The organism is Secundilactobacillus paracollinoides DSM 15502 = JCM 11969 (genome assembly GCF_001311135.1).
GTDB lineage: Bacteria > Bacillota > Bacilli > Lactobacillales > Lactobacillaceae > Secundilactobacillus > Secundilactobacillus paracollinoides.
The window spans coordinates 36,233-55,978 of sequence record NZ_BBAG01000001.1; the positions used below are offsets into that span (position 1 = coordinate 36,233).

Annotated in this window: 17 protein-coding genes, 2 tRNA genes and 4 pseudogenes; 15 read left to right on the forward strand and 8 right to left on the reverse strand. The window is 45.3% G+C overall.

Annotated elements, in window-relative coordinates:
- Positions 1 to 177 precede the first annotated feature (177 nt).
- Positions 178 to 581: pseudogene (gene mscL, locus JCM11969_RS00155) on the reverse strand (large-conductance mechanosensitive channel protein MscL).
- A 357-nt stretch (positions 582 to 938) separates the two neighbouring features.
- Between mscL and JCM11969_RS00160 the strand changes: the two are divergent.
- From JCM11969_RS00160 to JCM11969_RS00170, 3 genes are read left to right on the forward strand one after another with little or no spacing between them, the layout of a single operon-like run.
- Positions 939 to 1,535, forward strand: a complete 597-nt coding sequence (locus JCM11969_RS00160) for a hypothetical protein (protein ID WP_054706795.1) — start codon at positions 939 to 941, stop codon at positions 1,533 to 1,535.
- 33 nt (positions 1,536 to 1,568) lie between these two features.
- Entirely contained in the window at positions 1,569 to 1,805 is a 237-nt protein-coding gene (locus tag JCM11969_RS00165; protein WP_054706798.1) for a hypothetical protein, read from the forward strand.
- 22 nt (positions 1,806 to 1,827) lie between these two features.
- Positions 1,828 to 2,532, forward strand: a complete 705-nt coding sequence (locus JCM11969_RS00170) for a CPBP family intramembrane glutamic endopeptidase (protein ID WP_054706801.1) — start codon at positions 1,828 to 1,830, stop codon at positions 2,530 to 2,532.
- Between the two features lie 376 nt (positions 2,533 to 2,908).
- On the opposite strand, the gene JCM11969_RS00175 is transcribed toward JCM11969_RS00170, so the two are convergent.
- The 4 genes from JCM11969_RS00175 to JCM11969_RS00190 form a co-directional block, all read right to left on the reverse strand.
- Positions 2,909 to 3,382: a MarR family winged helix-turn-helix transcriptional regulator gene (locus JCM11969_RS00175; RefSeq protein WP_054706804.1), complete on the reverse strand. Its 474-nt coding sequence runs from the start codon at positions 3,380 to 3,382 to the stop codon at positions 2,909 to 2,911.
- Between the two features lie 358 nt (positions 3,383 to 3,740).
- Positions 3,741 to 3,824, reverse strand: a tRNA-Leu gene (locus JCM11969_RS00180).
- A gap of 142 nt (positions 3,825 to 3,966) precedes the next feature.
- Positions 3,967 to 4,167 carry a hypothetical protein gene (locus tag JCM11969_RS00185; protein WP_225353063.1) on the reverse strand — a complete coding sequence of 67 codons (201 nt, stop codon included), beginning with the start codon at positions 4,165 to 4,167 and terminating at the stop codon, positions 3,967 to 3,969.
- 81 nt (positions 4,168 to 4,248) lie between these two features.
- Positions 4,249 to 4,914 carry a GIY-YIG nuclease family protein gene (locus JCM11969_RS00190; RefSeq protein ID WP_054706807.1) on the reverse strand — a complete coding sequence of 222 codons (666 nt, stop codon included), beginning with the start codon at positions 4,912 to 4,914 and terminating at the stop codon, positions 4,249 to 4,251.
- Between the two features lie 308 nt (positions 4,915 to 5,222).
- Between JCM11969_RS00190 and JCM11969_RS00195 the strand changes: the two genes are divergently transcribed.
- Genes JCM11969_RS00195 through JCM11969_RS00205 form a run of 3 tightly spaced genes read left to right on the forward strand, consistent with a single transcriptional unit; the run spans position 5,223 to position 6,073 of the window.
- On the forward strand, positions 5,223 to 5,450 hold the full coding sequence (locus tag JCM11969_RS00195) for a hypothetical protein (protein ID WP_225353064.1): 228 nt from the start codon (positions 5,223 to 5,225) through the stop codon (positions 5,448 to 5,450).
- Positions 5,428 to 5,808: a hypothetical protein gene (locus tag JCM11969_RS00200; protein WP_054706814.1), complete on the forward strand. Its 381-nt coding sequence runs from the start codon at positions 5,428 to 5,430 to the stop codon at positions 5,806 to 5,808. The genes JCM11969_RS00195 and JCM11969_RS00200 overlap by 23 nt, the downstream gene beginning before the upstream one ends.
- 4 nt (positions 5,809 to 5,812) lie before the next feature.
- The gene (locus tag JCM11969_RS00205; protein WP_054706817.1) at positions 5,813 to 6,073 is read left to right on the forward strand and encodes a hypothetical protein; all 261 of its coding nucleotides are present in this window, start codon (positions 5,813 to 5,815) and stop codon (positions 6,071 to 6,073) included.
- A gap of 47 nt (positions 6,074 to 6,120) precedes the next feature.
- Here JCM11969_RS00205 and JCM11969_RS00210 read toward each other — a convergent pair whose 3' ends face one another.
- Positions 6,121 to 6,372 (reverse strand): hypothetical protein, encoded by a 252-nt coding sequence (locus JCM11969_RS00210; RefSeq protein ID WP_054706819.1) that lies wholly within the window; start codon positions 6,370 to 6,372, stop codon positions 6,121 to 6,123.
- Between the two features lie 1,158 nt (positions 6,373 to 7,530).
- Between JCM11969_RS00210 and JCM11969_RS00215 the strand changes: the two genes are divergently transcribed.
- Genes JCM11969_RS00215 through JCM11969_RS00225 form a run of 3 tightly spaced genes read left to right on the forward strand, consistent with a single transcriptional unit; the run spans position 7,531 to position 11,053 of the window.
- Positions 7,531 to 9,063 carry a UDP-N-acetylmuramoyl-L-alanyl-D-glutamate--2,6-diaminopimelate ligase gene (locus tag JCM11969_RS00215; RefSeq protein ID WP_054706822.1) on the forward strand — a complete coding sequence of 511 codons (1,533 nt, stop codon included), beginning with the start codon at positions 7,531 to 7,533 and terminating at the stop codon, positions 9,061 to 9,063.
- Positions 9,064 to 9,065: 2 nt separating this feature from the next.
- The gene (locus JCM11969_RS00220; RefSeq protein WP_054706825.1) at positions 9,066 to 10,319 is read left to right on the forward strand and encodes a carboxylate--amine ligase; all 1,254 of its coding nucleotides are present in this window, start codon (positions 9,066 to 9,068) and stop codon (positions 10,317 to 10,319) included.
- A gap of 5 nt (positions 10,320 to 10,324) precedes the next feature.
- Positions 10,325 to 11,053 (forward strand): aspartate/glutamate racemase family protein, encoded by a 729-nt coding sequence (locus tag JCM11969_RS00225; RefSeq protein WP_054706828.1) that lies wholly within the window; start codon positions 10,325 to 10,327, stop codon positions 11,051 to 11,053.
- A gap of 55 nt (positions 11,054 to 11,108) precedes the next feature.
- On the opposite strand, the gene JCM11969_RS00230 is transcribed toward JCM11969_RS00225, so the two are convergent.
- On the reverse strand, positions 11,109 to 11,456 hold the full coding sequence (locus tag JCM11969_RS00230) for a DUF1516 family protein (protein WP_054706831.1): 348 nt from the start codon (positions 11,454 to 11,456) through the stop codon (positions 11,109 to 11,111).
- Positions 11,457 to 11,673: 217 nt separating this feature from the next.
- On the opposite strand from JCM11969_RS00230, the gene JCM11969_RS00235 reads away from it, so the two are divergent.
- On the forward strand, positions 11,674 to 11,889 hold the full coding sequence (locus JCM11969_RS00235; protein ID WP_054706834.1) for a hypothetical protein: 216 nt from the start codon (positions 11,674 to 11,676) through the stop codon (positions 11,887 to 11,889).
- A gap of 123 nt (positions 11,890 to 12,012) precedes the next feature.
- A tRNA-Gly gene (locus JCM11969_RS00240) sits at positions 12,013 to 12,083 on the forward strand.
- Between the two features lie 139 nt (positions 12,084 to 12,222).
- On the opposite strand, the pseudogene JCM11969_RS00245 reads toward JCM11969_RS00240, so the two are convergent.
- Positions 12,223 to 13,655: pseudogene (locus JCM11969_RS00245) on the reverse strand (APC family permease).
- Between the two features lie 628 nt (positions 13,656 to 14,283).
- On the opposite strand from JCM11969_RS00245, the pseudogene argS reads away from it, so the two are divergent.
- The 4 genes and pseudogenes from argS to JCM11969_RS00265 all read left to right on the forward strand — a co-directional run bounded on the left by argS (position 14,284) and on the right by JCM11969_RS00265 (position 19,696).
- Positions 14,284 to 15,972, forward strand: a pseudogene (gene argS, locus JCM11969_RS00250) (arginine--tRNA ligase).
- Between the two features lie 493 nt (positions 15,973 to 16,465).
- Positions 16,466 to 16,915: pseudogene (gene argR / locus JCM11969_RS00255) on the forward strand (arginine repressor); the annotation flags it as partial.
- A 236-nt stretch (positions 16,916 to 17,151) separates the two neighbouring features.
- Positions 17,152 to 19,290, forward strand: a complete 2,139-nt coding sequence (locus JCM11969_RS00260; protein ID WP_054706837.1) for a PBP1A family penicillin-binding protein — start codon at positions 17,152 to 17,154, stop codon at positions 19,288 to 19,290.
- A 64-nt stretch (positions 19,291 to 19,354) separates the two neighbouring features.
- The gene (locus JCM11969_RS00265) at positions 19,355 to 19,696 is read left to right on the forward strand and encodes a YlbF family regulator (RefSeq protein WP_054706840.1); all 342 of its coding nucleotides are present in this window, start codon (positions 19,355 to 19,357) and stop codon (positions 19,694 to 19,696) included.
- Positions 19,697 to 19,746: the final 50 nt, after the last annotated feature.

Genomic DNA, 19,746 nt, shown 5'->3' on the forward strand with positions numbered 1-19,746 from the left:
CGTTAGCTGTTCACTTATCTGTAGCTGAAACGCGTTCAACAAGGCAGAGGCTCCTGCCTAAGCTAACTCTGACAAAAATGCCAAGTTCAGGCATTTCTGTCAGAGTTAGCTTAGGCTCCGCCCTCTAAGCGCCTTGCTTCACGCTCTAAAAAAAGAGCACCGCCAAAATGGCCGCACTCATTCCTTGGTTTGCTGTTGAGTTGTTTCCTGCTGTTGCTTTAATAAATCACGGATCTCGGTGAGGACGATCTCTTCTGAACTTGGTTCAGGGGTCGCTTCTTCCTCTGGTTCCTCGGTAGGCATCAGTTTAGTGATCCCTTTGACCATAAGAAAGACCACGAATGCAATGATGAGAAAGTTAATCACGCATCTAGGAAGTCGCCATAACGAAAATGGGCTTGGCCCACGGTCAAAACCAGCCCGGATAAATCAATCTTACCCAGGAAGATCCCAATCAGCGGGTTGATCAAATTTTTCGTCAACGATGTCACAATAGCAGTGAACGCTGACCCAATGATCACCCCAACGGCGAGATCAATCACGTTTCCACGCGCGATAAATGTCTTGAATTCCTTTAACACAATCATGTCACCTCAATTCATTCTTTATGGGTCTAGTGTAACGAAAAATAGGGGGTGGGTGCAAGGAAAACGCCGTATGTTGCGACATTATGGTCATAGTGTACCCCATTAACCATTAAAAGCGACTATTAGAGATAACGTGGTTGCCCGTGAAAATCTAATTAACACGATGCCAAGTACCGGCGAGCAGATTTGGTTAAAATGGTGATAACCAATTCGGGTTCTTGCGGCTATTCTCAAAATTTGTGCCAGACCTAAATACCAAGACTTGAACAATCAGTCAATAATTGCTATTTTTAAGGTAGCACCAATTTAATCTAACAAAAATTATTCGGCGATTAACCACGGAGGCAAACTATGAGGACAGTTCGTGAACAATTGTTAAATGCAGCTAAGACCGGTCGGCTTGTGGAAATCTATCGGTATGGCGATAACGCGCATTTTTCAGTTGGCAATGTGTTGGCAGTGGATGATAAATTTGTTCTATTGAAACAGATCAACCCGGATGGGGCGATTAATGGCGGCGGTGTGTATCGCCTGAATACCATTACCCGAGTGATCGAACAATCAGATTATCTCAAATCGCTGGTTGCAGTGATGGCACTCGCTAGAGAACGTGGCTATGCCAATGTTTGGCAGTTAGACAGTATCATCAGCTCTCTGGACTTTAAGAAAAAATCGATTCTGAAGACCCTTTTAGCCTGGGCGTTTAATGCTGACCAAGTCGTGACGGTGGGAGAACATCCGGGGAAACGTGAAGCTGTCTATACCGGATTTTTGGGGAGTTTAAAAAACAAGCAGGTTGTCTTTAATTACGTTGATCGGTCAGATCTTTCAGCGCGGTGGCAGGTAGGCTTAAAGTACGCGAACATGAACTTTGTGGAGTTTAATAGCTTTGAAACATTAGCCATCACCGCCATTTTGGAGCGGTATATGTCGGAAGACTTTCATTAACCACACAATATAATGTGGGTAAGGAGACTTTAATTGAAGGGATTTATGTACACGATCATTGTATTGGTGCCGTGTCTCATTATTGGGGGCACCATGGTGCTCGTTCATGACTGGCCAGCAAATAGCGTTGTCACGATTTTGACGCTGTTTGTGGCCTTTGTCGTTTCTATGACCTTAGTGACGGTGATTTATTTGAAGTTGCTGCCCTTTGTTAAACGAGCAAACGGTGATACGGCAACGGATGACGATGATCATCACGAGAGTCATTAATTGTTAGGAGGTGGCCAGCTGCATGCAGCCATTGGAAAAGTCGGGCATCGCAAAACCGTCTGTTGCGACTCGAATCTTAATTTTTTTGACGTTCTTTGTTTTAATTCAGTTGGTACCTCTGTTATTAACGGTGATTAGGGGGCTACCTAAAACGCAGTATTTGGGGCGTTCCCTAGCCGCCGCAGGGTACATCTTAGGCTATGTTGTGCTGATCTTGGTTCTGTATCAGTGTTTAAAACGGGTGATGGACCATCCAGTGTGGCACCGACCATCACGTAACGATATTGCCTATTTGCTAATTGCGTTCGTTGTCTTTTTGGCAGTTGAGATGCTGCTGACGACGTTAAATAGTCGACTGTTTGGTGAGACTCAGACGGCGAACAACCAGGTGATCATTACGCTGTTGCGCAGTGACAGGTGGATCTTTTACCTTTTGATGTTCTCGGGAATCTTTTTATCGCCAATCATTGAGGAACTCCTGTTTCGCGGCTATTGGATCAATGCTTTCTTTAATCCTGGCAGACTTTGGCTGCCAGTGATCACAAGCGGGTTGATCTTCTCAATCGCCCATGCAAGCAATAACGTGATCAGTTTTTTGATTTACGCCTGTCTCGGCGGAATCTTGGCCTTCATCTATCGTCGGACGGACAACCTGGTAACGTCGATTGGATTGCATATGTTAAATAATTTGATGGCGATGTCGATTATGGCGGCGATGTTGAGATAGAGAGTGGCGGAAAGCGATTAAGGAGCGGAGCGTAAGCTGACTCTGGCACAAATTCCAGAACCGGGAATTTCTGCCAGAGTTAGCTTACGTGCAGCTCCTTACTTTCCAGAACTCGTTTCGGCACGGTAGACCGAAACAATCAAAAATACTGTCATAAAGCATAATTGCTATGTACAATCGTGTAAAAATTGGTAAACTGAATCAAAAAAAGAATGTCTTCAGTACAATGCAAGAAGAAACCTAACCGGTCAACCAAGCACAAACAGATCAGGGTTCTCAAAACTAAAAGTTGCTATATACAATAGACCTAATAAACAACAAAAAAACGACCCACAGGATTCAACTGTGAGTCGCTTTTTAATACCTAAATATGCTGTTAAAAACTCTTCTGAATCTTCCGGTCATTTCGCACGTTGTCCAAATCATCGCCAACGCTACGAATCTGGTCAAGAAAAGCATCGTAAGTTGCAAGGTCGAGATCAAGCAGGTCCACACACTGGTTAACGCGGTCGTAAACGACATCGCGTTGCTCAATGGCATAGTCGGTCAGTGAGATGTCCACTTGACGTTCATCCTCTTCACTGCGATCACGAGAGATCCACCCTTGTTTTTCTAGTCGTTTTAAGAGTGGTGTCAGGGTGCCACTGTCTAAGTTGAGTCGTTGCCCAAGTTCGCGAACGGTCAATGGCGACGTTTCCCAGAGCGCTAACGCTAACATGGTAATGTACTGGGGGTAGGTTAGGTGAAACGGCTTGAGCGCCTCCTGATAAAAGTGATTAAATTTTTTACTTGCCGTATAGAAGGCAAAACAGAGCTGGTCGTCTAGGAGACGCGGTTTCGTATCGCTCATAACGGTCCCTTCTTTCTTGTGAAATTGATTATGGTCATATCTTATTGTGTACAATTAAATTGCTAATTGAATTGAATTATAACGTGAATACACCATTTTGTCCATGGAATGGGGGCTAAAGTTCGTGATTTAAAGAAAAACCTCGATCAGGTATTAATTGGGACTTTGAGAAAATTGGATATTTAAACCTCTTGAAAGACGGATTAATTCAGATACGAGACGATTTGCGTTTCTGTTAACTGTGCTGAATATGTGCAAACTAGTTTATTTTTCGACTAAAAACAAAAAAATAAGAACCGGCCAAAGTTTGATTTAGCGCGATTCTTATTTTATAAAATTTATCCAGTTTTGTTAAAAATGCCCCGGGCAGGATTCGAACCTGTACTTGGTTACCCAAACAGCGACCTGAACGCTGCGCGTCTGCCAATTCCGCCACCGGGGCAGTGCCTTTAACAACAAAAAATATATTACACTATAATTGCCATATTTGCAAACCTTATTTTGAATTTTCTATCGAAATAACGGTCCCATATGCATGAACAATTAAAAACTTAGGGGCGACACTCATGCGAACAACCTCGGTGTTAAAGGAAACATCGACGATGCCGTCCGCATTTTTTTTCAGCCGCCTTTTGATATAACTTTTGCTTTGCGTCTTCAAATAGTTGATCAAATAAGTCAAACTCATCTGGCTTTTCTGAAGTTAATTGTGTATGACAAGTAACCGCAACCACACCTTTTATCACGTGTGGTTGATTAAACGCCCCCGTTGACATAAACATCATTCTCACACTCCAATCTCATAAGGCCATTATACCTAATATCGATTTTTAATGACACCTGAATATTATTTCAACAGCTCAAGACTACCCGAGTTCTTCGTTTACCATTGGCTTGATCTTAGAAATTAAGATGCCATTATATTCAAACCAGTCAAACCCATTTCGGTCGTGACCCTGTTGTGCTTCTGGTAGCTGGTGGAAATAATCGAAGCAGCAGATTGCTGCGCGAGAGAGGGTGTGTTCTTTACCACATCGGCACAAGACGTGATTTTTGTCATCTATGACGGTGACCTGTAACTTTGGGTCTTCTTTAAAGGTTAATTTTGACCCGGCAGGAATACTCAGATACTTGAAGGTCCGATTGGGGCGGGAGCCAACCTTTCGTTTGACGACCTGAATGGGTTTGCCCGTAATCTTTTCGTTGAATTTTTCCGGGCGGACTAGCTCGGCGTTGGGGTCGTTAAAACTTAACAGGTCAAATTCGGCTCTCACTTGGTTATAGGTGGCTTTGAAAAATTCCGTTGAGGTGCTTTCTCGCTTATCGGACAACGCTTTATGTAAGATCCGCTCGGCTTTCTTATAGTGGTTTAAATGCACCGCAAATAGCAGCAGTGTTGGTTTTTCCTGCGGGATCCCCGTACTGTTAAATTGGGCTAAACGTCGCGCCAGATTTTTTGTCTGGCCAACTTTAATGTATCCAGGGAACGCCTTATTTTCTAACGCATATACGTAACCATAATCTTCATCCAATGGTCGCCATCTCCAGCTTATTTTAATTTTAGGTTGCTTGTCTCGATTGGCAAATCATTACCCAATCAGACACCTGTAACACACTTATCTTCATTTTAGAACTTGCCACATTTAGATACAACAAGAAATCGTAGTGATACACGTTTGGCATAATTGACAGGCATAATTGTTTGGTTTTAGAGAGAACGTGGTATTATTTTAAGCAACGGACGTTAGGTCGGTCACCAAAGTCGTCACAACGTCTTAAATGTCATTGCCGGCAGTTATTTGTATAGCACAATAACTGGTTGAGCGAAAGGATGAGCGTAATGTTAACGAAAGAACAATACAATATTTTAGATGCCATTGCTTCAGGACGTGTCGAACCCGGGACGAGTCTCAGTCACTTTGTTGACTACTGTGACAACGCAATTGGCGGCGATCCGCAACCCTTGATCGATGCCGGCTACATTGACGCAGGTCACTACGTTAACGGGTTGGCCGAGAAGGGGAAAAAGGCGGTCGCTGAACGCCATGAATCGCAACAAAACAATTGATTTTTCAGACTATGATCGTGCTGAACAAGCCATTATCAGCCAACTTCAGGCCTGGCAACGTTGCGTTGATCAGGTAGAGATTGCTGTTCGAGACACCCAGCAGTTCACACTAGCGATTCAGGTCAACAATCAGATCCGCAGCGAGATACAGATCCTGTACCAGCAAAATCAACGTGTGAATGGCTTGCTGCCAGCTGCAAATCGTCGGTTGCAGCGCCGATTTTTAGCCGTTTTGATGACCTTAGTCAACCAACTGCGGTCGGTTCCAAGTCATGCAGAGGTCTACACTGATCTGGTAGCGTTTAAAGACCGAGTCATGGATGGGCGCATCTACATTAAAACGGGCCACAGGGGGTGACGGGATGCCATTGTTGATCAGTGATACCAGCGAGCTTCAAGATGCCACGCGATTAGCGGAGACGCAGATTTATTTGCGGGCGACAGGGTATGACTTGCAACCAGTGGACGATCAACATTTTCTAATTGCTAATAGCGTTACGTCACTTCAAGTGCGGGTACCAGTGTTACTTACCCGTTATGATCGTGAGCAATTTCTTAGCGTTCACGCGGATGGTGAAACAACCACTTTGCCGTACATTAAAAAAACGCCCCTCAGACAATGAGGGTGCGTTTTTTTAATTGTCAGTTATGTGTTAAATAAGGGAACGTCTTAGAGTTTCTTTGAGACGTAGTAGGGTTGTGACCGTGATTTTCCCTTTTGTGGATCCGTTTCTGGATTGATCATTTGATCATCAGCCAGGAAGACATCGAATTTTTTATTATCGACACCCTTGACCACAAAGACGTGGCCGCTTTCAATTTTGTTAGATTCACGGTAGATTTGGGCACTTCTCACTGCCTCGTCGTAGTCGTGAAAGTTACCAACAGAATCGCCGGGATTAAAAAAGATTAAGTTATCCATACAATCACTCCATTTCCTGGTGCCACTCTATTATACCGCATTGTTGTGGATTTAACGATGGGAGCGCTTTTTTACAGTTATTGGTGATGTTGGCTACGAGGCATTTATGTGATGTAGCGGAAACGCGCGAAGCAAGGGGGCTTTCCAATGTTAGGTGATAGGTCCGTTGCATTCCGCAATTTGGCACTCCGTGTAGTGGCTCGCGATGAAGCTAATTCGATTTCTGCTGCGCAGCTCTCGAATGGATCTCCATCGACTCGCACATCAGTAACCGACCAAAGTACGGTCGCTAACTGATGTCGACACCACAGCTCCGTGCCAAATTGGGCCATTTCACTGAAGTTGAGCTTACTTATTCCATTTTGCCAAGCATCGAAATGGTATTAAAACCAGTTCGTAGAGAATTCACCCTCAACTGCTATTAAGTCCATTAATATTAATGCTGCTAACAATGAGCTAGTCACTGGTAATAATTGATTGAGAGGCTTCATGTAATCATTGATGAAGGCGTACCCTCCGAATGACTCCTGCAAGTATTGTAGCGTAGCGGAGCCGTTCGGCATTGCAGGCTGTGGTGTCAGTGTTAGTTGGCGAGGGTTCTTTCCTCGCCTGGTAACCCGGGAGACGTAGGAAATCCTTGAATTTCTGTTAAGAAATTCAATAGCTCCGAAGCGACCCCACCTCTGACTGCAAGGCCGAACGGTGCAACGAAGCGACATGTCAGCGCTATTTGATTCACCTAATAGTGGAAAGACCCGAAGCAAGGCAAAAGGCTCCAGTGTAAGTAACTCTGGTCAAAAAAGTCAGGCCCGGGCTTTTCTGACCAGAGTTACTTACACTCCGCCCTCTAACCGCCTTGGGTCGCGCGCTCTCTAAAGAAATCCTTACAACCCCACAACCCTGGTAGTATTACAACCAGATATTTGCTAAAATGAAGACTGTTTGAACGACCATTTTGTTAAGGGTTACGATGCTGGACTTCATTGCTGGCTGGCTAGGACAAAATGGGTCGCTTTTTGTGGCGTTATCTTTGCCTTAAACAGCACAGATGCCGTTAACCCCGTCCTGGAGTCTGATGGCGGGGTCAGTTTCTTTTTTGAGGGAAACGTGAAATAATAGAAACAGTATTTTATTCATAAGTTGGAGATGAAGAAGCCAATGTCACTTGATATGACCCAAGTGTTGACTTTATTACAGGAACATCAGTTATTAACTGCAACGGTGGGGAACCAGGGGCGTCAATTCACCAGTGTGACTTATGATTCGCGCCAGGTTCAACCAGACACGTTGTTTTTTTGTAAGGGTAATTTTAAACCAGAATATTTAACGGCTGCTAAGGCGGCTGGGGCTACGGGCTACGTTGCCGAAACGGTGTACCCAGAAGGTGCTGGCATGACTGCCATTACGGTTTCAAATATTCAACAAGCAATGGCACTGTTGGGGGCGGCGTTTTACGGGTATCCGCAAAACGACCTCTTCATCATTGCGTTTACTGGGACGAAAGGGAAAACCACTTCCGCTTATTTTGAACACCATATTCAACGGACCCACACCCATGACAAGGCCGCGTTGTTTTCGACCATTGACCGGGTGCTGGGTAACCAACCAGATCAGCGGTTTAAATCTGATCTCACAACACCTGAATCACTCGACCTGTTTCACGATATGCGGGCTGCGGTCACTAATGGGATGACGCATTTGGTGATGGAAGTGTCTTCCCAAGCTTATAAGAAGAACCGGGTCTATGGGTTGACCTATGACGTGGGCATCTTTTTGAACATTACGCCGGATCATATTGGGGAAAACGAGCACCCGACGTTTGCGGATTACCTGTTTTGCAAGGAACAGTTACTTGTCAATTCACGGACCTGCATTATTAACGCAGAGACAGACCATCTTGAAGATGTCTATCAGGCCGCTAAGACGAGCACACCGCCAGAAAACATCTATCTGTATGCGCGCAAAGGGGCCAAATTACAGTTGCCACTCGACCTGGACGTGCAGTTTAGTAATGACGAAGAGACGCTTAAAGACAGCGCATTTGACGTTCAAAGTATTTCCGACAAGGCCAAGTCACTTGCCCTTGATGGCACCTACGCACTGAGCGTCCCTGGCGACTATAATGAAAGTAACGCCGCCAGTGCCATTATTGCGGGCGCGTTGTCTGGTGCTACGGCTGCTGAAATGCAGACAGCCTTGACGACGGTTCACGTGCCCGGCCGGATGGAAATGGTGACGAGTTCTCAATATGGCACCATTTACATTGATTACGCGCATAACTATGCTAGTCTGAAAGCCTTGCTGAGTTTCTTGCGGCGCCAAACCGATGCTGGTCGCGTGATCGTGGTCGTTGGCAGTACCGGAAACAAGGGGGTCTCAAGACGAAAAGGCTTCGGGAAAGCACTTAGCGAAGAGGCGGACCTGGCCATTTTAACGACCGACGATCCTGGCTATGAGGACCCGCGGGCAATTGCGGATGAAATTGATTCGTATATTGACCATGATAAGGTCCAGGTCGCGTTTGAAATGGATCGCAAGACGGCCATTCGCAAGGCCATTGAAATGAGTACAAAAAATGATATCGTGGTGTTAGCAGGTAAGGGTGAAGACAACTACCAAAAGGTTAACGGCGTCAACACGCCTTACGAAACGGATGTTACGATTGCCAAAAATGTTGTGGAGGAAAACTAGTCATGCAGGAAACACCAAAGTTTACGCCAATCTTATTAGGGAGCGACTTTAACGTCTACGGAATGGCCCGGTCACTATACGCGCTGTACCATCAGCCAGTTAAGGCCATTGCGTCGATTCAACTTGCGCCGACCCGCTATACCAAGGTGGTTGACCTTGAACTGATCCCCGGATTTGATGAGGATCCCGTTTGGATCGAATCTATGCGAAAAATTAAGGCACGCTACAAGGACCACGCCGAACCCGTTATTTTGATCGGGTGTGGGGACGGTTACGCTGAGTTGATCGCTAAGCATAAAGACGAACTTTCCGATACGTTTGTGTGCCCATACATTGACTACGATCTCTTGAAACACCTCAATAATAAGGAACGCTTCTACGAAATTTGTGACAAGTATCAGCTGCCATACCCTAAGACCCGCGTCATCACAAAGGATGAGCACGATAATCGCCAGGTCATTGACCAGCCATTTGACTACCCGGTCGCCTTGAAGCCAGCTAATAGCGTGGAGTGGTTAGACGTGCATTTTGAAGGGCGTAAGAAGGCTTTTCGGATCCAGTCTCGCGAAGAATTTGACCGCGTCCTTGATGCTGCATATGAGAACGGGTATAAATCCGACTTTATCTTGCAGGACTTTGTGCCTGGCGATGATAGCAATATGCGGGTGTTGAACGCATACGTTGACCAGCACCACCACGTGAAAATGATGTGTTTGGGCCATCCACTCTTGGAGGATCCGGCACCGTCTGCTATCGGGAACTACGTGGCGATCCTGCCAGAATACAACGAAACGATCTATCAGCAGATCAAGACCTTCCTTGAAGCCATTGAATTTACTGGTTATGCGAACTTCGATATGAAGTACGATGCGCGGGACAACACATTTAAATTATTTGAAATTAACTTGCGTCAGGGTCGCAGCAGCTTCTTCGTGACGCTAAACGGGTACAACCTTGCCGACTGGGTCGTCAAGGACTACGTGAAACAGGATCTGGCGGAGGAACCGACCGTTTATGGCAACCAGAATCCGGAACAGCACGCCCTTTGGCTGGGTGTCCCAGTTAAAACGTTTAAGAAGTATGCCCGTGAAAATGCGGATAAGGAGCGTGCGTTAGAACTGATCAAGGAACACCGTTATGGGACAACCTACGAATATTCAGACGACATGAATCTGAAGCGGTGGGCACTGATCAAGTGGATGAACCACAATTACGTGAAGAACTTTGATAGGTATTTTGCTGAAAACAAGGGGTGATCACGATGAACCATTTCTTTACGATCATCGGCGGCATGGGTACTCAGGCCACCGAAAGTTATATTCACCAGTTAAATTTACGCACACCAGCGCATTCTGATCAGGACTATCTGGACTACATCCTCGTCAACCACGCGACGGTGCCGGATAGAACGGACTATATTTTGGACCACTCAAAGCCTAATCCGTTACCGCCATTGCTGGACGACTTTAAGCGCCAGTCGGCCTTAAACCCTGATTTTTTCGCGCTACCGTGTAATACAGCGCACTACTTCTACGATGAGTTAACGGCGGTGACCGATATTCCGATCCTGCATATGCCGCGCGAGGCTGCCGGTGAAATCAAAATCAAGTATCCCAATGCCAAGAAGATCGGTATCGTTGCGACCGAGGGGACAATTGCAGATGAAATCTACGACCACGAAATTGAAGCGGCCGGTTATGCATTTGTCAAACCAACGCCGAGCGTTCAGGCTAAGACTAACGAACTCATTTACACGCAGATCAAGGATAACAACACTGTCGACGGGAACCTGTTCCATAGTTTGGTGCAGGAAATGTTTGATACGTTTGACGTAGATGCAGTGGTGCTCGGGTGTACTGAGCTCTCACTCGCGCAAGAACGTGAACCGATCACTGACTTACCGATCATTGATAGCCAGTCGATCTTAGTGGATCACTCGTTGACGTTAGCCTTGAAACAGCAAAAGGGTATTGATTACAAGACCGAATAGAAACAAAAAACCATTCTTCCGATAATTTGGAAGAATGGTTTTTAATGTTCCGAAATCAGGGCAGCTTAACAGCCAGCCACCAGCCGAGACCCGCAATGAGCAAGATCAAGACGGTCAGCACCACAACGAGCCTGGTGGAAAGGGAGCGTTCCTGTTTGCGTCCAAAGGCCAGTTCAATTGCCACTATGAGCAATAGTTCCAACCCTTCCCGCAGGCCCACCAATACTGGCGCATGCTGAAAGGTTCGAATCAACAGAATGATGCCACTGATGATGATGACCAGGTAGATGATCCGGTCAATAATTAAGAACTGCGAAATACGTTTTTCAGAGGTGCGATTTAAGCCGATAATCGTGCAAAGAATTAAGAAGACAAAACTTACCGAGTGGATGGCTAGCCACATAGACCCACGTCCTTTAATTACAATCTATGCTTAGTTTACCACGTCAGCTGGTCCAGTGGGCGTGAGTTAAGTGGAATTTGGGAAAACTTATGGAACGACAATTGTGGCCTATTCGTTGCTGTTTTCCCAAAAGTTTAAAAATATGAGGAATACTGCTTGTAATTTACTGAGGGGTTTGTTATTATCTTGTTCATCATCTTGATATGGAGGGCTTCACATGGCAGAACTTAAGATTGGCGATTACGTTAAAGGCAAACGTTTTGGCTCTTTCGAACACGATTTTCAGGGCGAGATTGAAAAGGTCTACGAAAATTCTGTTTTAATCCACATCCTCGAGTTTGATCAAGCAGACCGCATCTTAGTCGGCGAGTTAAACAACCGGGCAATTGTGCGTAAAGACGATGCAACGTTAGCAAAAGTTAAAAACAGCTAACCACGGTAATGGTGGGCTTTTAAAAAACGAAAAAGGTTGACTATTGAAAGAATTTACAAACTTTTTTTTTTTGAATTTTTACTGACAAGTTTGTAAGGATATGATATAGTTAATCTTGTTGTTGCGGGTATAGTTTAGTGGTAAAATCCAAGCTTCCCAAGCTTGTGTCGCGGGTCCGATTCCCGTTACCCGCTTAGGTTTTAATCGAATCAAAAGACGTTCTGTTTATAAAAACTGAACGTCTTTTTTCTAACTTTAAATTCAAATAACCACGCGCCATAAACGCATAAAAAACACGATTTAGCAATCATTGCCAAATCGTGTTTTGTCAGTTTATTTTGGTTGATCTTTCTGATAACGAAGGCGCACAACACTGTGCCGATACCCATAACTAAAGTAAACACACAGACCGATCAATAACCAAACGAAGAAGGCGATCCAAGTAAAGGCCTTCAATTCAAGCATGAGTGTGATACATAGGATGAATGACACAATCGGCAACACAGGATAGAGCGGGACTTTAAAGGCTGAATCCAGATCCTTAAACGCCGGATTCTGTCGGAGAAAGACGATCCCAATCGAGACCATCGCAAAGGCAAACAACGTCCCAATGTTGACCAATTCGGTAATTTTATCAATTGGGATAATGCAGGCGAAGATACTGCCGACGATTCCAAACACCCAAGTATTCACAGCTGGTGCGTGCGTTTTTGGGTTGAGACGGCTGAATAATTGTGGCAACAGGCCGTCACGACTAATCGCAAAGACCAATCGGGTACCGCCATAGAGAAAGACGATCAGCACGGTGGTCATTCCAATAACCGCCCCTAAGGAAACAATTCCAGAGACCCAATCTTGGTGAATAAAGTGCAGCGCGTAGGCAACCGGGTCAGCAACGTTTAACTTCGTGTACTTGACGATGCCGACAAGAACTGCAGACAATGCAATGTACAGGGCTGTCGCAATCAATAGGGAGCCGATGATGCCAATTGGCACGTTCCGTTGCGGCTGCTTTACTTCCTCGGCCGCTGTTGAGACGGCATCGAACCCGATGTAGGCATAAAACGCAACCGCCGCCCCTGAAACAACGCCCTTGAATCCGTGTGGTAAGAAGGGGTGGTAGTTTTCAGGGCGAATGTAGAAGACGCCGACCACAATGAATAGGATAATGACAATAATCTTTAAAATGACCATGATCGCGTTAACTCGGGCGGATTCACGGATACCACCGATCAGCAACAAGGACACGATCATGATGATTACAAACGCTGGCAGGTCGAAAATCGCGTGCGGTTGACCGGCTGTTCCGAATGCTGCTCGTAATTGTGCTGGTAAGTAGAGGTTAAACCCGGCGAGAATATTTTGGAAATACGACGACCAGCTCGCCGCGACCGCTGAAACGGAGAATAAGTATTCGGACACGAGTGCCCAGCCGAGAATCCAGCAATGAATTCGCCAAACACAGCGTATATGTAAGTATAGGCACTGCCGGCAAGTGGAATCGTCGAGGAAAACTCGGAATAACACAACGCTGCTAACGAACACACGACTGCCGCGAGGACAAAGGCTAGCATGGCCCCCGGACCAGTATATTTAGCAGCGATAATGCCTGGTGTAATAAAGATCCCGGCCCCGACGATGGCGCCAACACCCATGGTAATTAAACTAAATGCATTCAATGATTTAGCCAACCCCGTTTTTTTGAAGATATCCGTCCGAATATCTTTCCGCAAGAACAGGGTCGACTTATGTCTTCTGTCACCCATAATCAAAATCCCTTTCATTTGAAGCGCAAGACACTTCACTTATTTGTCCCTTATGGTTGTCAACCGGTGGTGACCAGCGTGGATAAATGAATTAATCCTTTGGTGTCAGCTTATTAAACAATAACCCAGGATGTGATGGAAAATGAATTTTATCTCATTCTCATAATACCCAAGGAGGTCTCACCAGTTTCTAGCATACGCCATAATTCATTAAACGTTAATGAGAAAATACTCAGTTGTTTGAATCTTTAGCTAGAATGACGGTAATCACCAGTTAAGACTTGTTATTCCTATTCAGATGCGGTAGAATGCATCAAGTGAGATTGTCACTGACAATCACGTTCAACGATAAAAGAGGAGTAACTGAGTCGGCTGTGTACAGCAAGTCAGGGAGGTTGGAAGCCTGATGGCACCATTCAGTGAAGCGCGCTTTTTAGAACGGTCAATGTGAATACGTTAAAGTGGATACTAAATATCAACTAGAGTGGTACCGCGGGTTAATCTCGTCTCTTACAATTTTTAAATTGTAGGGGGCGTTTTTTTATACCGTTTCGCGCCAGTAGTGCACACAAGTGTGATATTCTAAGATTGACACAGACATTATAGATACGATAGGAGAGTATTCGTTATGGATTACAAACAATTAGTTGCTGATACGTTAGCACCCAGCCTGACTGATGTCTTATCGGCTGAAGATATTTATCAAAAAATTGAACGCCCTAAGGACACGTCAAAGGGGGATTACGCCTTTCCAGCATTTACGCTGGCAAAAGCGATGAAAAAGGCACCCCAACAGATTGCGGCCGACCTGGTAGCCAGATCGACACATCTCATTTTGAAAAGGTTGAAGTTGCTGGTCCATACCTGAACTTCTTCCTTGATAAGAGCGTCTTTAGTGCTGACATTCTTGGTCAAGTGATGAGCGACGGTGCTGACTATGGTCAAAATGAAGACGGAAACGGTGGCAATGTGCCAATCGATATGTCTTCTCCTAACATCGCCAAGCCTATTTCCATGGGACATTTGCGGTCGACTGTGATCGGTAATTCCATTGCTGAGATTCTGAAGAAAAACGGCTACACCCCAATCAAGGATAATCACTTGGGTGACTGGGGGACCCAATTTGGGAAGTTGATCGTCGCTTACCTGAAGTGGGGAACGAAGAAGACGTTAAGAAGGATCCAATTACCAATCTGGTAAAGTACTACGTTAAATTCCACCAGGAAGATAAGGAACACCCTGAACTTGACGACCAAGCGCGTGAATGGTTTAAGAAGCTTGAAGATGGTGACGAAGAAGCTCACCATCTCTGGTCATGGTTCCGTGACGAATCATTAAAGGCATTCAATGCCATCTATGACAAATTAGGTGTTAAGTTTGATACCTATAATGGTGAAGCTTTCTATAACGACAAGATGCAGGCGGTTATTGATGATCTAAAGGCTAAGGGACTCCTGAAAGAATCACAGGTGCCCAAGTGGTCGATCTGTCTAAGTACGACTTGAACCCGGCCTTGATCCTGAAGAGTGATGGGGCCTCACTGTACATCACCCGTGATATCGCGACAGCGGTCTACCGTGAAAACACGTACCATCCAGCTATGAACCTCTATGTTGTTGGTTCTGAACAAATGTACTACTTCCAACAATTAAAGGCTGTTTTAACTGAAATGGGCTTGCCATCTGCTAAGAACCTGCACCATATTCCATTTGGTTTGATTACTGTTGATGGTAAGAAATTGTCGACGCGTTCTGGCCGGATCATCTTATTGGATGTCGTTTTGGATGACTCCATTGAAATGGCCAAGAAGCAGATTGCTGCTAAGAACCCAGACCTGCCAAACAAGGATGAAGTTGCTAAACAAGTTGGTGTCGGTGCGATTATCTTTGGCGATTTAAAGAACGAACGGATGAACAGTATTGACTTCAACCTTGAAGACCAACTGAAGTTTGAAGGGGAAACTGGCCCATACGTTCAATACGCTCACGCACGTGCCGAAAGTATTCTGAGAAAGGCCGGCGATGTGACGCTGCTTGAGTCGGATGCCAAGATCTCGGATCCTGAAGCTTGGGAGACGTTGAAGGTCTTAGCTGACTTTCCAGACACCGTTAAACTGGCCTTGAAGGAATTCGAACCATCTGACGTTGCGAAGTATGCCATTCGGTTAGCGAAAGCCTTTAACAAGTACTATGCACACTCTAAGATCTTAGCTGATGACAGTGAGAAGACTGCTCGGTTGACCCTTGTTAAGAGTGTGTCAACGGTGCTAAAGGAAGCATTGCGGTTGTTGGGTGTTGAAGCACCTGATGAAATGTAGGATGACGCTTTGTTGCTGAAGCGTTCGGCGGACAAAGAAAGTGAACTAGACTGGGTCAAAGGCTAGGGCAACTATCGAGATTGCTATATCTGTTACGTTAGCGCATCCAGATTATCTAGCCTAAATACAACAAACGGCGGATTCCGGTCATAAAGGAGGCGTCAACTAAGACCTAAATGCAGGGGTTTCAGTTGACACCTTTTTTTATTTTGGGAGAAAATTTGACTTTTATTCCAGGCTCAGGACAAACTGAGTTTCGCAAAGCGTTCTGCTGCGCTGCTTCCTCCCATTTTCCGTCACGCCCGCCATGCATCATAATGTTTAAATGAAATATTAATGAGAAAACAAACCCTGGAAATGCCCCGGTGGCTCGCTTTTTTTAGTTATACTGGACACCAACCCTGTAAATAAATATTCAATTAAAAGTAGCCATATTCATCTTACTTTGTTATAATAATTGCAGTGTTACTTACAGTAAGGGGGCTGCATTAGGATGAAAAAGAGTATTCGTCAATCGAGAATTGAACAGTTAATCAATCAATATCCGATTGGAACGCAAGAAGACCTAATGCGTCATCTAAAGGAAATTGGGATTAAGGCGACGCAAGCAACGATTTCTCGTGACATTCGTGAAATGCAGGTAGTCAAAGCCCAGGATGGCCATGGACACTTGCGTTATACCATTTTTAAACCGGGGAACAAATCCGAAGAAGAACACATGCGCGAAACAATCAACGAAGTGGTCGTCGGTCTGACCCAGATTGAGTTTATCAACGTTATCAAGACACTACCAAGCAACGGCAATTTATTGGCAGCAATCTTGGATGATTTAAAGCTGCCGGAAGTTGTCGGCACCCTTGCCGGTCACGACACTATCTTGGTCATTAGCCCAAGTAAAGAAGTCGCCCAGCAACTGAATAATGAAATTGCCAAAAGCATGAACCGGATATCGTGCACTAGTCTCGTATCCAGTTATGGTTCACTGGTGTCATTCAATTCTCCTAAATTAGGAGAGTTGGATGACATTTTTGGTTGAAATAGCGATACCACGGGTGTTGGAATTGCCCAATACCTGGATTCGAACATCTAATTTTTCTTAAATTTCAAGTGAACAGCCAGTTGACTGAACACAATGTGCTAAAATTAACGTATTAATTTGTGTAGTGAATGAGGGAGTCTATGAATAGAAATCGAGGAAATGGGTTTTTTCAGCAAATTAAGGCTTGGCTGTCACCTGGCTGGCATCGGTTTAAACGCGGGTTAGGCCGAATCTGGCATCGCTTTCAGATCACGCGGTGGCTCATTGTCATCGTGTTAGCCATCGTGTTTGTGATGAGTGCGGTATTAACGTTTCAAGCAAAGACAGCCAACGTTGGTGATTTGAAGAATCAACTTGAAAAAACAACGTATATTTACGACAAAAATGGGAAAAAGGCGGGGTCACTCTACTCACAAAAAGGGACGTATGTCTCGTTGAGCAAGATTTCGCCTAACATTCAGAATGCCGTCATTTCAACGGAAGACCGGGGCTTTTACCATGAGTATGGTTTTTCAGTAAAAGGAATTGCCCGGGCGTTTTTACTTCTGGCGAAGAATAAGATCCTTCACCGAGATTACATTAGCGGTGGTGGGAGTACACTGACGCAACAGTTGGTTAAAAATGCGTTTTTGACGCAGGAACAAACCTTCACACGAAAGTTTAAGGAACTGTTTTTGTCGGTTGAAGTTGAAAATGTGTATACCAAAAAAGACATTCTGTCCATGTACCTCAATAATGCCTATTTTGGGAATGGTGTTTGGGGGGTTCAGGACGCGTCACAGAAGTACTTTGGTAAATCAGCGTCGCAGTTAACGGTTCCAGAAGCTGCGGTACTGGCCGGCATGCTGACGTCGCCGAGCGGGTATAACCCGATCGACCATCCGAAGGCCGCGTTGGCACGGCGCAACGTTGTGCTGGATCTGATGGCCGAAAATGGCGCGATCACGCAAGCGCAGGCTAAAGCGTACCAGCAAACTAAAATCGTGACACATGATACGTGCAGTTATAAGGATTCATACAAGTATCCCTATTATTTTGACGCCGTTATCAGCGAAGCCATTTCAAAGTATGGGTTGACGGAGTCTGAAATTTTGAATCATGGGTACAAGATCTACACCTATTTGGATCAGAATTATCAGTCATCCATGCAAACAAACTTTAAATCGGCCTACCTTTTTCCGTCCAACGCTGTGGATGGCACGAAGGTCCAAGCAGCCTCGATTGCGGTCAATCCGAATAACGGGGGTGTGTTAGCCGTCGTTGGTGGCCGTGGGAAGCACGTCTTCCGCGGGTATAACCGGGCCACCCAGATGGCGCGGCAACCGGGATCGACAATCAAGCCATTGGCGGTGTACACGCCAGCACTCGAAAACGGCTACTTCTATGATTCTGAGCTGACAAATAAGAAACTGTCATATGGGACAAATAAGTACACGCCTAAAAATGAAAATAACGTCTATACGGGTAAGGTACCGATGTATGAGGCGTTAGCCCAAAGTATGAATGCGCCAGCCGTTTGGTTGTTAAATAAGATCGGTGTGAATAAGGGATACCAGTCCGTTAAAGACTTTGGCCTGCCCGTCACTAAATCAGATGATAATCTTGCGCTGGCACTTGGTGGGTTGAACAAAGGGGTTTCACCGCAGGAATTAGCGAGTGCTTATACGGCGTTTGCGAATGGCGGGACTCGAACGGATTCACACTATATCCGTAAAATTGTTGATGCAAACGGGAAGACCATCGTGGCGCAGCCCAAAGTGACGACCAAGAAAGTGATGTCCAAAAAGGTCGCTAAAGAAATGACCAGTATGATGCTGGGTGTTTATAATACGGGGACTGGGGCTGCCGCTAAACCATATGGCTACCAAGTTGCCGGTAAGACGGGGAGTACTGAAGCCGATGATACGGGTGACGGTGACGCAGCCAAGGATAAATGGATGGTTGGGTACACCCCTGATGTGGTCGTGACGACCTGGGAAGGGTTTGATAACACCAACAAGGAACACCATTTGGAAAACCTTGGCGGCACCGGAATCAGTACCTTATTTAAGACAGAGTTGCAAGAAATCTTACCGTACACAAAGCAGACGTCGTTTAATACCCAGGACGCGGCAACCTTGGCAAAGGCCTCAAAATCGTCTAACAATACTGGTTTCTGGGATAATGTTCAAAACGGCGCGTCGCAAGTTGGTAGCCAGATCAAAAAGGGTGCCAGCAGCGCTGCTAATTCCGTTAAAAAGTGGTGGTCGAATACCACTTCAAGTATTTTAGGCAACTAGACAGATAGTCAGCGCAACGCTTTCATGATACAATTATGAAGACAACTAGACAGGAGGATTCATAATGGCTGATATTAATGAAACGGCAACAACACTGAAGGAACAACTGAAGACATCCGACGAATTCAAGAAATTGGCGGATGCATATGACAAGATGAAGGCGGAACAGGCCACTTTTGATCTGTTCAAGAACTTCCAGGAGATTCAGTTGAACATTCAACAAAAACAAATACAGGGCCAACAGTTAACCGAAGAAGAAATGACGCATGCCCGCGAGGTTGCGGATAAGGTTGGTCAAGCTGATGCCATTAAAGTCTTAATGGACGCCGAAAAAGGGGTCAATGATCTGCTTTCAAAATTGAACGATGAGATCACAAAACCGATTCAAGACCTTTATCGCAACTAAGACACTAACACCTGTGAACAACGGCCACTTTTGGCCATAAGAGGCCCCAT